We start from the raw sequence: 12,677 nt of genomic DNA, 5'->3' as shown, positions 1-12,677 counted from the left end.
ATGAAGGTGGATTTGAAGGCAGTTGAGGATTCTTCGAAGGAACTCTATATCCGGGCACTCAAGATTCTGCCGCCGGACATCAAGGAAGGCTTTCGTCGGTTATTGCTGGGCGAGACATCTGCACGGGCAAAGCAGATGCTTTCCACCATGACCACCAACATTGATGTGGCCGAAGCCAATACCAACCTGCTGTGCCAGGATACCGGTGTGCCGGTGTATTACGTGAAGGTGGGCTTCAATGTACAGTTCAATGGCCGTGAACTGATCCAGGCCATTCGTCGTGGCTGCGAGCGAGCCACCCTGGAGCATCCGCTGCGCTCTTCGATCGTGCATCCGATTACGCGCAAGAATAACCAGAACTCCTGTGGTATCGATGTCCCGGTCATCAGTTTCGATTTTATTGATGAGCCGGACGTCCTGGAGATCCTTATGGTGCCCAAGGGCAGCGGTGCCGAAAACAATTCGTTTCTGAAGATGGCTGTACCGGCAGAAGGGGTCAACGCGATCAAGGAGTTCGTGATCGACTGCGTGCTGGCAGCGGGTGGCAAGACATGCCCGCCCACGATTGTCGGCGTGGGCATCGGAGGAACCTCCGAACTCTGCGTGGCTATGGCTAAGCGGGCTGCGATTCGAAGTCTTGATTCGGTGTGCACCGATCCTGATGGTGCAGCCCTCGAGCATGAGTTGTCGATGGCAGTCAATAAGCTGGGCGTGGGGCCACAAGGTTTGGGGGGCGACTCCACCTCGTTTGCGGTGCATATCGAGCTGGCTGCCACCCACATCACGATGAACCCGATTGCTGTCAATATGCAGTGTCATTCGGCACGGCGCGCGTCGGCACGGTTTACCCCAGACAACATTACTTATGGATTCTGAAGATGGCTCATTACAACTGGACGACGCCCGTAAGCGAAGCACAGATCCGTCAGTTGCGGATCAATGACACCGTCACCCTGCAGGGAACACTGTTCGGGATCCGGGATGCAACCCTCATCAATATGTTCGACCGTGGACGAACCACCAAGTTCGACCTCAACGGGCATGCGGTCATCCATACGGCACCCAATGTAAAAAAGGTTCCTGTCAGCCCGGAATTCCCGGCGGGCTACACGTCCATCTGCATTGGCACAACCACTTCCGATCGCATGGAGCGCTTCACGCAGCCGCTGCTCAAGGAAACCGGAGTGCGTATGGTGATTGGCAAGGGTGGTATGCGAGAAGGCTCCCAGGCGGCATTCCAGGAGTTCGGTGGTGTCTATCTTGTTATTTCGGGCGGTGTGGCGGCCCTTGAAACCACATGGATCGAGGCTATCGAAGATGTGGATCTCGACGACCTGAATCCGGAGTCCCTATGGAAATTCAGGGTCAAGGATTTTGGACCCTTGCTGGTGGGTATGGATAGCCACGGTGACAGTCTCTACAACGAAGTCAAACGCGATGCGCAATCGCGCCGGGCTCAGGTTCTGGCCAGCCTGGGGGTGTCCTCTACATGAATATCAAACGCTTGCAAACGGATATCCTGATCCTGGGCTCGGGCGGCGCGGGGCTGTTTGCGGCGCTGCACGCGCACCAAAGCGACCCTACCCTGTCCATTACCATTGCCGTGAAAGGGCTGTTGGGCAAGTCTGGTTGTACCCGTATGGTGCAGGGCGGCTACAACGTGGCTCTGGCCGAGGGAGACTCGGTCGAGAGACATTTCATGGACACGATCGAGGGCAGCAAGTGGCTGGCTGATCAGGATCTGGCCTGGGCGCTGGTGACAAAAGCCGTCGAACGTGTGCACGAACTGGAAAATGAGCTGGGATGCTTTTTTGATCGTAATCCGGACGGCACTGTGCATCAGAAGGCGTTTGCGGGGCAGACCTTCGACCGCACCGTGCACAAGGGCGACCTGACCGGGATCGAGATCATCAACCGCTTGTCCGAACAGATTTGGTCGCGCAATATCGGTCGGCTCGAAGAGCACCGCGCGATCGATTTCATCAAAACTCCGGATGGCAAGGCATTGGCCGGTGTTTTGATGATCGACGTGCGCACTGGAGAATTTGTGTTTGTGCAGGCCAAGGCAGTACTGCTTGGCACGGGGGGTGGGCCCACGATGTACCGATATCACACCCCGTCCGGCGAAAAAAATTGTGATGGTCTGGCGATGACACTGCGGGCTGGTTTGCCGCTGCGTGATATGGAGATGGTGCAGTTTCACCCCACTGGGCTGCTGGCGGGCGAAGACACCCGCATGACTGGCACTGTCATCGAAGAGGGGCTGCGTGGTGCGGGCGGCTATCTTCTAAATGGCGAAAAAGAGCGCTTCATGCATAAGTATGATGCCCGTGGCGAGCGCGCGACGCGTGACATCGTGTCGCGGGGCATTTTCTTCGAGATGCGCGAACGGCGGACGACACCGCACGGAGGGGTCTACATCCAGATGAGTCATCTGGGCCCGGATAAAGTGCGCAAGCAGTTCAAGGGCATGGTCGAGCGCTGTGCCGACAGTGGCTTTGATCTGGCGGGCGGGCTGGTCGAGGTGGTACCCACGGCGCACTACATGATGGGTGGCCTCGTGATCCGGCCTGATTGCTCCACCGAGCTGCCGGCGCTATTTGCTGCTGGAGAGGACACGGGTGGCGTGCATGGGGCCAATCGCCTGGGGGGCAATGGGGTGGCCGATTCCACAGTGTTTGGGGGTATTGCGGGGGATACCCTGGCGCCCTGGGTTCGGGATCATGGCGCCTGGCTTGAGCCGGACGAAGCAGCGATCACGCGAAGCATCGAGGCGCATACCTTGCCATTTCGATTGCCTGCCGGTGATCTGAATGACATCCGTGAAAGGCTGTATACCTGCATGTGGGATGACGTGGGCATTGTGCGCTCGGCCGACAGCCTGCGAAAGGGCTTGCAGGCGTTGGATGAACTGAATGCCGAAATGCTGCAAACCGGCGTTGTACCTGATGAAAGGGCGTTTAACCTGACATGGCACGATTGGCTGAATTTAAGAAACCTGATTGTTGTCAGCCAGTCGATTGCAGTGGCTGCACTGGCCCGCGAAGATTCTCGCGGTGCTCATTATCGCGAGGATTTTCCGGAGATCGTAGACTTGCCGGGCTCTACCTACACGGTGGTGCGCCAGGAGGGGGAAACGTTGCAGTTATCCAGAGAGCCAGTGCACTTCACCCGCGTCAAGCCGGGCGAAACAATACTTTCGTAACTGGCTTTGGGCCCCATTGTGCGGGCCCTTTTTACAAAAAACGCCGCGAACACGCGGCGTTTTCTTTTGACACCGAGGCTTATTGGGCGGCGTGGTGGCTGAGCTGCCCGGCAGTGGACACTTGATCGCGGTGAAAGAATTGCACGGCCTTGCGAAAGGCGCGCATCACAGCACGATCCAGCGGGTATGCATAACGGGCTTCAAAGGCTTGAGCAATCAGTACTTGCTCGTCAGCGTCGGTGAATAGGGGAAGATTGCTTTGTTTTGTCATGTCTATGGTTGGCTTGTGTGCCTGAAAAAGCAGTTGCGCTAAGACGCATCTCACTAAAAAAGATTTTACTTATTGTGTCTTTTTATTCTAGGGTAAACCCTGAAATCTAACAAGATTTCTGATGCCAAAATCGATGATTTTCAGGGATTGTGTTGCCAAAATGCTGCAACGCATCACCTGCCAGACATGATCTGCCTGGCAGGCACGGGAATTGCCTGTGTCTTTGGAGACCCTGTTGATGTGCTGGTTATCCTGCTTTTCTGGTGCACTACTCGCATGAGTTTTATGCGATTTCAGTGACACATCTGGTCGTAATTATCTTGAATTTCTGCACTGCACAAGGAGCTGCATGAATGGTAACGCGATTTATCGAAGGCATCTAAAACATCTAGATGACATAATTGACATTGATCATCCTGACGTCTAATCTGGCCGTGAGTTAAGTGATCACAAGAAATTGCGTGACTGCCACCGTCAATCGGTGCTGTCGCACGACCGCACCGATGCTGCCGCGTAACTGCAACTGTGCACCGAAGTGGAAGCAGCCCTGCGATAACCGCTATCTTGGCAAAAGGAGAAAGAGATGATTCATCTCGTACTGCACGACAAGCACGACATGGTTGCCGTCGCTGTCGTCGAGGGTGTGACGGCTGGTATGGATTTAACCGCTTGGATCATGGATGAGGATGAACTGATCCAGACAAAGGCGCTTCAGGATATCCCTATTGGGCACAAGATTGCCCTGATGGACATGGCCGTGGGCGACACCGTGATCAAGTACGGCGTGGATATCGGCAAGGTGGTGGCACCAATCAAGAAGGGTGAGCACGCGCACGTTCACAACATCAAGACCAAGCGTTGGTAATCCCCTTCAGGTTGGTGCGCAGATAGCGCAATGCGTCAGACATCGCGTCAGCGATTTACTTCATTCCACTTCACGGAAGCCACATCATGATCAGCAAAGACACTACTTTTTTGGGATACCGGCGTGAAAATGGCCGCGTGGGTGTACGCAACCATGTCATCATCCTGCCGCTGGACGATCTGTCCAACGCGGCCTGTGAAGCCGTTGCCCACAACATCCACGGTACAACCGTCATCAAGCACCCCTATGGTCGCCTTCAGTTTGGGGCCGATCTCGACCTGCATTTTCGTACGCTCATTGGGGCTGGCTCAAACCCAAATGTGGCAGCGGTGGTTGTGATCGGCATCGAAGAAGAATGGACGCGCAAGCTTGTCGAAGGAATTGCCGCAACGGGCAAGCCCGTTACGGGTTTTGGCATCGAGCGCCACGGTGACCATGAAACCATCATGAAAGCGTCCCAGGTAGCCAAAAAATATGTGCAGTGGGCCTCGGAGAAACAGCGTGAAGTCTGTCCCATCAGCGATTTGTGGGTTTCCACCAAATGCGGCGAGAGCGACACCACGTCGGGTTGCGGTTCGAACCCGTCGGTTGGAAACGCATTTGACAAGCTGCATGCCCTTGGCACCACGTTGGTGTTTGGCGAAACCACCGAGCTCACCGGGGGTGAAAACTTTGTGGCTGATCGCTGCGCGAATGACAAAGTCCGCAAAGAATTCATGGATATTTTCAATCGCTACCAGGATGTCATCGATCGGCACAAGACATCTGATCTGTCCGACTCTCAGCCAACCAAGGGCAACATCGAAGGCGGCCTGACGACGATCGAAGAAAAAGCGATGGGCAATATCCAGAAGATCGGCAAGACTTGCACGGTTGATGGTGTGCTGGATAAAGCGGTTACGCCGACGCATCCGGGTTTGTGGTTTATGGATAGTTCGTCGGCAGCGGCCGAGATGGTTACCTTGTGTGCGGCGGCAGGTTTTGTCGTGCACTTTTTCCCCACAGGGCAGGGCAATATCATTGGCAATCCCATTTTGCCCGTCATCAAGCTCAGCGCTAATCCGCGCACAGTCAGAACCATGAGTGAGCATATCGACTTCGACTGCTCGCCGCTGCTGCAGCGCGAAATGAACCTCGACCAGGCAGGCGACGAACTGTTGAAAACGATGCTGGCAACTGTCAATGGTCGCTTGACATCGGCCGAAGCCTTGGGCCATCACGAGTTCGTCATGACTCGTTTGTACGAAAGCGCCTGATCAACGGTGCCTGGCACCATGCCTCTGGCCCGTTGCGGCAGCCAAACAACGTCGATTAGACGGCGTCCGGCAAGCCGCGTGTGGCCAGGCGCACCAGACACGCAGCAATCAGGAACCGATTCCCGGCCGGATATCACAAGAAGAATCTCGCAACCGGCCTTTTTCTGGAAAACGAGCCAGGCTGCCCGGCAGTTTTCAAGGAGGAGAGCAGGATGAATAGTGCATCAACACCCTTGCTGGAAGTCGACGGGGTGACCGTTCAGTACAAGACCAAGGAATACCTGGTCACCGCCACATATCGTGTGGGATTCAACGCTTATCAGTCAGATCGCTTCGTCTTGCTTGGGGCGTCTGGCTGTGGGAAATCCACCCTGCTTAAGACGGTCGGCGGCTATTTGTCTCCCACCGAGGGTGAGATCCGTCTGAAAGGCAAGAGCATTACTTCGCCAGGGCCCGACCGCATGATGGTGTTTCAGGAGTTTGACCAATTGCCTCCCTGGAAAACCGTCAAGCAAAACGTTGTGTTTCCCCTGATTGCCAGCAAAAAGTTGCAGGGCAAGGCTGCAGAAGAAAAGGCCATGCAATATATCGAGAAGGTCAAACTGACACAATTTGCCAACCACTATCCCCACCAGCTCTCGGGCGGCATGAAGCAGCGCGTGGCCATCGCTCGTGGCATGGCCATGGAGCCCGACATCCTGTTGATGGATGAACCCTACGCCGCACTGGACGCGCTGACACGCAAATCCATGCAGGATGAGTTGCTTACATTGTGGCAGGACACGAAATTCACGGTGTTGTTCGTGACGCACTCCATCGAGGAAGCAGTCAAGATCGGCAACCGGATCCTCCTGCTATCGCCTCACCCGGGACAGGTGATGGCCGAGCTCAACAGCACCGGCGAAGATTCCGTCGACGCAAGTGGCCGCAGGCTTACGGAGCGCATCAATGACTTACTTTTCTCCCACAATGCCGGATCAGAGGCCACACGCCATGACTGACGGATTGCACCCAGGTATCAATGCCCGTACAGAAACGGGGCCTGCACCCCGCGAGGAGCGGTTTTGCAAGCCAGCGCAGAGCGAGGATTTCGGCATTATCCAAAAGCCGCTAAGCCGCTGGGAGCAAATCTACGAAAACAATGTGGCGCGTAAAGTCTTCATCCTTGTGGTGTTGGCGGTGGCCTGGCAGTTCTATAGCATGTATCTGGATAACGAACTGCTGTTTCCGACCTTTATCGCAACGGTCAAGGCGCTGGTGGTCGCCATCCTGGATCGCGGTCTGCTGGAGAAATCCTGGTTTTCCATCCGGGTGCTGCTGATGGGCTATGCCGCGGGTTTGTTTTTGGCGGCACTGCTGACAATCTTCGCCATTACGTCGCGCCTGGGCCGGGATTTTCTCGAAACCGCCACGGCCATGTTCAACCCGCTGCCTGCCATTGCGCTGCTGCCGTTGGCCTTGCTGTGGTTTGGTCTGGGTACCGATAGCCTGGTGTTCGTGCTGATTCACTCCGTGCTGTGGGCGGTTGCTCTAAATACCCACTCAGGGTTTCAGTCTGTGAGTGCCACGCTACGGATGGTGGGCCGAAACTACGGCTTGACCGGGCTGCGTTATGTATTTGGCATCCTGATCCCGGCAGCCTTTCCCACCATCCTGGCAGGCCTGAAGATCGGTTGGGCATTCGCATGGCGTACCTTGATCGCGGCAGAGCTGGTGTTTGGCGTCAGTTCTGGCAGTGGCGGCCTGGGTTGGTTCGTGTACGAAAACAAGAATCAGCTGGATATTCCCAGTGTGTTTGCAGGCTTGCTCACGGTCATCGTGATTGGCCTGATCGTTGAAAACTTCATTTTCAGGGTGATCGAGCAAAAGACCATCCGAAAATGGGGCATGCAGCAATAAGCGCCTATGACGCCCGATTCGCTCGCCTCGTCCGCTCTGCTGTCCGGCAGCCTGCCCCTGTACCAGGTGGTGAAACAACGTATTTTGGATGCACTGGCCTCAAAAGAATGGAAGCAGGGCGATGCCCTGCCTTCCGAGAAGTTTCTGGCCAGCCGTTTCGGTGTTTCCATCGGTACGCTGCGCAAGGCGGTAGACGAGCTGGCGGCCGAAGGTATTCTGATCCGGCACCAGGGACGTGGCACTTTTGTTGCCATGCATTCGCGTAACTCTCATTTTTTCCGGTTCTTCCGCATTGTGCGTCAAGATGACAACGAGCGCGCCTACCCACAGTCCGAGATGGTTCGCTTTCGCCGTATGCGCGCCACCGAAGAAATCCGTCGGAAGCTGGACCTGAAGTCGGGCGCCTACGCGTTCGAGTACGTCAATCTGCAGCGCTTGCATGGCTTGCCAGTGATTGTCGACACAATCTGGTTGCCGGAAGCCAGCTTTCGCGGGCTGACAGAGCAGCGGGTGAGCGAGCGCCCCAGCACCATTTACAGTTTTTACCAAGAAGCCTTTGGCATAAACGTTATCGGCACGGTAGAGCGAGTGCGGATTGCTCAGGCTGATGCCGAGCACGCCCAATTGATGCAGGTAGGTATCGGCTATCCGCTGCTGGAAGTTCGGCGTGTGGCGTATTCCTTTAACCGGCGTCCTGTCGAGTGGCGGGTGTCTCGAGTAAATACGGATGCCTACGAATATGTAGGACAGGACTTCCGGCTCTGACTGGCGGGGCACGGGGGTGCCCTTCGCCGTCAAACGGGCCCAACAATAGGATCGGTGGTGAGTTGATGATCAAAATTGTGATTACCGAGTTTATGGATGCGCCTGCGGTCGCACGACTACAAACAGACTTTGATGTGGTCTATGAGCCTGGCCTCGTTGATGACCGTGCGGCCTTGATGCAGGCGCTCGCTGGTGCACGCGGCCTGATTGTCCGTAATCGCACATCCGTCGATGAGGCCGTGTTGGCTGCCGGCGCTGAGCTGCGGGTGGTGGGGCGCCTGGGGGTAGGGCTGGATAACATCGATCTGGCTGCCTGCGCGGCGCGCGACATACGCGTGATCCCCGCCACCGGGGCAAACGCTCAGGCGGTGGCCGAATACGTGATCGCAACTGCGATGCTGCTGCTGCGTGGCGCGTATCGTGCCACGGCAGACGTCGCCGCCGGACAGTGGCCCAGGGCAGCGCTGTCTTCGGGGCAGGAGCTCGGAGGAAAAATTCTGGGTGTGGTGGGGTTTGGGTCCATCGGGCAGCGGGTGGCACGTATGGCCATCGGCCTGGGGATGACGGTCGTGGCGCACGACCCGATTCTCGACAAGGACTCCAGCCTGTGGCGTGAATCGGGTGTCAGGCCCCTGGCGCTTGACGATCTGGTCGCTCAGGCAGATGTTGCCAGCCTGCATGTACCGTTGGTGGCCACAACACGCCATTTGTTCGATGAACCACGTCTGGCCAGGATGAAGCGCGGCGCCATCCTGATCAATACCGCGCGTGGGGGCATTGTCGATGAAGCTGCACTGGTGGCTGCCTTGCAGAATGGCCATCTGGCCGGTGCGGCGCTGGATGTATTCGAAGCCGAGCCTGTCCCTGGGAAAAACATTTTTTCGGGAGTCCCCGGGCTTTTACTCACGCCACATATTGCGGGTGTCACCCGAGAGTCCAACCAGCGCGTTGGCGACATGATCGCGCACGAGGTGGCTGGGTATTTGTCTGCCTGAGTATCACTGCGCCGGCTGACCCAGGGTGGTGAAGAATCCCCACTCCTGAGAGGTTTGGGTGTTTGCCTGGTTCTGGTTTCTGTGTGATGACAAGAGGATTGCTGCATGACTACCTATAGCCTGGATGCACTCACCCAGTGGGCACGGGAAACACTTGAAGCTGCCGGAGCGACACCCGAGATGGCGCAGAGCACTGCACGCGCGCTTGTGGATGCCGAAGCCGTTGGCCTGCGGTCGCACGGTCTGGCACGGCTGTCCCAATATGCGGCGCATTTGCGCAGTGGCCGGGTCAACGCCAAGGCGGTGCCTTTTGTACGCCATGCACATGGTGCAGCCGCCCTGATAGATGCCGATGAGGGGCTGGCTTTTCCAGCCTGTGACCTGGCCATCAACGAAGCGATTCGCCTGAGCCAGGAGTTCTCGATTGCCTTTGTGGGGGTTACCCGCAGCCACCATTTCGGTGCAGCCGGGAATCATCTCGAACGGATTGCTGCCAGCGGCCTGGCAGGCTTTGCATTTACCAACTCTCCGGCGGCGATGCCAGCCTGGGGTGGGCGCCGGGCGCTGTTTGGCACAAACCCCATTGCGGCAACCTTCCCACGTCAACAAGATGATCCTGTCACTGTGGATCTTTCCTTGTCCAAGGTGGCCCGGGGCAAATTGCTTGTTGCTGCGCGCGATGGGCAGGAAATCCCGCTGGGTTGGGCACTGGACGCCCAAGGTCAGCCAACCAGCGATCCGCGCGCGGGACTTAAAGGCATGATGTGTCCGGCGGGCGACGTTAAAGGTGCCATGCTGGCGCTGGTGGTGGAGCTCCTGTGTGTGTCCCTTACTGGGGCGGCCTTCGGCTTCGAAGCCGATTCATTCTTTGACGAGAATGGTAATCGACCACATATTGGTCATGCGTTCATCGCCATCAATCCGAGCGCATTGGTCTCTGCAGAGGTCTATCACGAGCGCATCGAGACGCTGCTGGCTGCAATGCTGGCTGACGAAGACGTGCGCATTCCGGGGTATCGCCGCGCCGACCTCAAGCGTCAGGCACAGCGCAACGGCATCGAGGTCTCCGAGGACATTGCTGCGCAGATGTCGGGCCGCCAAACATAAGACAGACATCATGTCGTCCTCCATCCGCACCCTGAAAACCTTTCTGGCAGTCGTTCGCCATGGCACTTTCGCCGCGGCGGGGGCCAAGATCGGGCTGACGCCGGCCGCTGTCGGGCTGCAGATCAAGGCGCTCGAGGAGGCCCTGAACTGCCAGCTCTTTGTGCGGAGTGGGCGTTCAGTAACGCTGGCGCCTCAGGGCCGCTTGCGGGTGGCCAAAATCGAAGACATTGTGGCGGCCTATGATTCGCTGGTTCACATCGACGAGAGGGCGGGGCTTTCCGGGCATGTCTCTGTGGGTGCGCTGGTGTCGGCGTTGATGGGGGCGTTTTCAGATGCGCTGCAGGCCATTAAGGAGAAGCATCCACGCCTGAACGTCAGCCTGTATGCGGGGCAGTCGCGCGAGTTTGCGGTAAAGGTGCTGCGGGGTGAGCTGGACGCAGCCGTTGTTACGCAGTCGCCCGAGCCGTTAAATCCCGAGCTGTTGTGGACACCGCTTTACACAGAATCGATGATCGGTATTGTGCCGCGCACCGCTCCGGGTATGACCGACCCGGATCTATCGTATCGGGTACTGGCGACATTGCCGTTTCTGCGTTTTGATAAGCGCACCTGGACTGGGCAACTGGTGCAGCAAACCTTGCTGCACCTGGGCCTGACCCTGGATGACGGCATGGAACTGAACTCTATCGAGACCATTATCGAGCTTGTCAGACAGGGGTTTGGTGGTTCAATCGTGCCGCGTCTGGCCAATGTAGACTGGTCTCGCGACGAGCACTTGCGTGTCATCGAGCTGCCTGGTGTTGCCGTGTTTCGTCACGTCGGGCTTCTGGAGCTCAGGCGGCATGGTCGTGGCAATTTCACAAACGAAGTCAAGACATACTTCTTTTCCCTCGGCCCGCGAGCCTGAGCCGCTGATGGCATCGTCAAGCTGTCATCATTGCACTTGCGTATAAAAACAAGGAAACCCGCAGATGCTCGATGCGCTCTTCAGCTCTTTGATATCAGTGGCCGATCCCGTTGCCCTTTTATTTGCCGGCGCCGTGCTGTTTGTGGCGTACGCAATTTTTGGGCTGACAGGTTTTGGCTCTTCTGTAACGGCTATCCCCTTCCTGATCCAGGTCTTTCCACTGCATGTCTGCGTGACGATCATGCTGCTGTTTGACCTTGTGGCTTGTTCTTTACTGAATTTGCGAGACGCGCGTCTGGCCAGCAAAGTAGAGCTCAAAAGAATCCTTCCCGGTCTGTTGCTCGGTGCAATATTGGGCATATTTCTGTCCTTGCATGCCCCTAAAAAGCCTCTTTTTATGCTTCTGGGGGTGTTTGTGATCGCGATGGTGATCTGGAACAATTTCTTCAGCCACCGGGAGTATCGGGTAAAGCCGATTTTTGCGTTCCCGCTGTCATTTCTGGGGGGGGCTTTTACAACCCTCTTTGGGACAGGGGGGCCGATGTACACCGTCTATTTGCTTGGCCGTGTGGATGACAAGAGAACCTTTCGATCAACCATGGGTGCCCTGATCGGCACCACCTCGGTCATTCGCTTTATTCTATTTTTTCTGGCTGGCTTTTTAAGCAGTGTGTCGACGTTTGTGTTGGCTGCTGTGCTGTTTCCTTCTGTCCTCGCGGGATTTTGGCTGGGCAGCGCGCTGAATCGTCGTGCTTCCACTGCGCTCGTCAAAAAAATGGTTTGGGGCATTTTGCTGATTGGTGGCATCAGCGCATTGATCAAAGGTTTATAAGGGCTGTGCCCTACAGCCACGCCTGTACCCAGGGCCATGCATGCAGCAGTGCTGCAGTCATGATGATGTATCGCAGCAGCTTGCCCACGGCCATGTAGATCACGCTGGGCCAAAAGGGCAATTTAAGCCAACCTGCCACGGCGCAGAGGGGGTCGCCCACGGCGGGCAACCACGATAGCAGCAGCGCAGGCGGCCCAAAGCGCTGAAACCATTGCGTGGTCAGGGCGTGCCAGCGCCCGCCGGCGGGCTGCTTGCCGCTTTCTTGATGTGTCCCGCCGGCCTCATCGTGCCAACGTTGCCAGACATTGCGGGCGCCAACACCCATCGCATAGCTGATGACGCCGCCCAGGGTGTTGCCCAGTGTGGCCACAAGCACGGCCGGCCAGAACATATGCGGGGCCAAGTGTACATAGCCAAACACCGCGGGTTCTGAGCCCAGTGGCAACAAGGTTGCAGACACCAGGCTGATCACGAAAACAGCGGGCAGGCCTACCGTGGGCAGTGCCAGAAGTGCCAGGATCGCGTGAATTGAGGACTGGAGCCAGAGTTCCATGGTGTCGAGAGTGTACGACACC

Annotated in this window: 14 protein-coding genes; 12 read left to right on the top strand and 2 right to left on the bottom strand. The window is 56.9% G+C overall.

From position 1 onward, the window contains the following. The 3 genes from ABS758_RS06685 to ABS758_RS06675 are packed head-to-tail and all read left to right on the top strand — an operon-like array spanning nt 1 to nt 3,205. Nucleotides 1–876 (top strand): fumarate hydratase, encoded by an 876-nt coding sequence (locus tag ABS758_RS06685; RefSeq protein ID WP_350381822.1) that lies wholly within the window; start codon nt 1–3, stop codon nt 874–876. A gap of 2 nt (nt 877–878) precedes the next feature. Further along, a complete protein-coding gene (locus ABS758_RS06680) occupies nt 879–1,493 on the top strand; it encodes a FumA C-terminus/TtdB family hydratase beta subunit (RefSeq protein WP_350381823.1) in 615 nt (204 codons plus the stop codon). Continuing rightward, nucleotides 1,490–3,205 (top strand): L-aspartate oxidase, encoded by a 1,716-nt coding sequence (locus ABS758_RS06675; RefSeq protein WP_350381824.1) that lies wholly within the window; start codon nt 1,490–1,492, stop codon nt 3,203–3,205. Before ABS758_RS06680 ends, ABS758_RS06675 begins: the two co-directional genes overlap by 4 nt. Before the next feature lie 79 nt (nt 3,206–3,284). Here ABS758_RS06675 and ABS758_RS06670 read toward each other — a convergent pair whose 3' ends face one another. Next, nucleotides 3,285–3,476 (bottom strand): hypothetical protein, encoded by a 192-nt coding sequence (locus ABS758_RS06670; protein ID WP_350381825.1) that lies wholly within the window; start codon nt 3,474–3,476, stop codon nt 3,285–3,287. 583 nt (nt 3,477–4,059) lie between these two features. Between ABS758_RS06670 and ABS758_RS06665 the strand changes: the two genes are divergently transcribed. From ABS758_RS06665 to ABS758_RS06625, 9 genes are all read left to right on the top strand, one after another. Next, complete coding sequence (locus ABS758_RS06665; protein WP_350381826.1) at nt 4,060–4,341, top strand: UxaA family hydrolase; 282 nt, start codon at nt 4,060–4,062, stop codon at nt 4,339–4,341. A gap of 86 nt (nt 4,342–4,427) precedes the next feature. Continuing rightward, nucleotides 4,428–5,597, top strand: a complete 1,170-nt coding sequence (locus tag ABS758_RS06660) for a UxaA family hydrolase (protein WP_350381827.1) — start codon at nt 4,428–4,430, stop codon at nt 5,595–5,597. Nucleotides 5,598–5,809: 212 nt separating this feature from the next. Beyond that, nucleotides 5,810–6,598, top strand: coding sequence for an ABC transporter ATP-binding protein (locus ABS758_RS06655; RefSeq protein ID WP_350381828.1), 789 nt, complete (start codon nt 5,810–5,812; stop codon nt 6,596–6,598). Next, nucleotides 6,591–7,496, top strand: a complete 906-nt coding sequence (locus tag ABS758_RS06650) for an ABC transporter permease (protein WP_350381829.1) — start codon at nt 6,591–6,593, stop codon at nt 7,494–7,496. The genes ABS758_RS06655 and ABS758_RS06650 overlap by 8 nt, the downstream gene beginning before the upstream one ends. A 6-nt stretch (nt 7,497–7,502) precedes the next feature. Beyond that, nucleotides 7,503–8,261, top strand: a complete 759-nt coding sequence (locus ABS758_RS06645; protein WP_350381830.1) for a GntR family transcriptional regulator — start codon at nt 7,503–7,505, stop codon at nt 8,259–8,261. Nucleotides 8,262–8,326: 65 nt separating this feature from the next. After that, a complete protein-coding gene (locus ABS758_RS06640) occupies nt 8,327–9,256 on the top strand; it encodes a hydroxyacid dehydrogenase (protein WP_350381831.1) in 930 nt (309 codons plus the stop codon). Between the two features lie 105 nt (nt 9,257–9,361). Then, a complete protein-coding gene (locus ABS758_RS06635) occupies nt 9,362–10,363 on the top strand; it encodes an Ldh family oxidoreductase (RefSeq protein ID WP_350381832.1) in 1,002 nt (333 codons plus the stop codon). 10 nt (nt 10,364–10,373) lie between these two features. Beyond that, nucleotides 10,374–11,270: a LysR family transcriptional regulator gene (locus ABS758_RS06630; protein WP_350381833.1), complete on the top strand. Its 897-nt coding sequence runs from the start codon at nt 10,374–10,376 to the stop codon at nt 11,268–11,270. A gap of 64 nt (nt 11,271–11,334) precedes the next feature. Continuing rightward, nucleotides 11,335–12,102: a sulfite exporter TauE/SafE family protein gene (locus ABS758_RS06625; RefSeq protein WP_350381834.1), complete on the top strand. Its 768-nt coding sequence runs from the start codon at nt 11,335–11,337 to the stop codon at nt 12,100–12,102. Nucleotides 12,103–12,112: 10 nt separating this feature from the next. On the opposite strand, the gene ABS758_RS06620 is transcribed toward ABS758_RS06625, so the two are convergent. After that, the gene (locus tag ABS758_RS06620; protein ID WP_350382023.1) at nt 12,113–12,655 is read right to left on the bottom strand and encodes a YqaA family protein; all 543 of its coding nucleotides are present in this window, start codon (nt 12,653–12,655) and stop codon (nt 12,113–12,115) included. Nucleotides 12,656–12,677: the final 22 nt, after the last annotated feature.

Origin of the sequence: Castellaniella sp. FW104-7C03, from assembly GCF_040276085.1 — a bacterium.
Taxonomy (GTDB): domain Bacteria; phylum Pseudomonadota; class Gammaproteobacteria; order Burkholderiales; family Burkholderiaceae_B; genus Castellaniella.
Note: the sequence above shows the minus strand (reverse complement) of the source record. Positions and strands in the feature narration are given on the sequence as shown.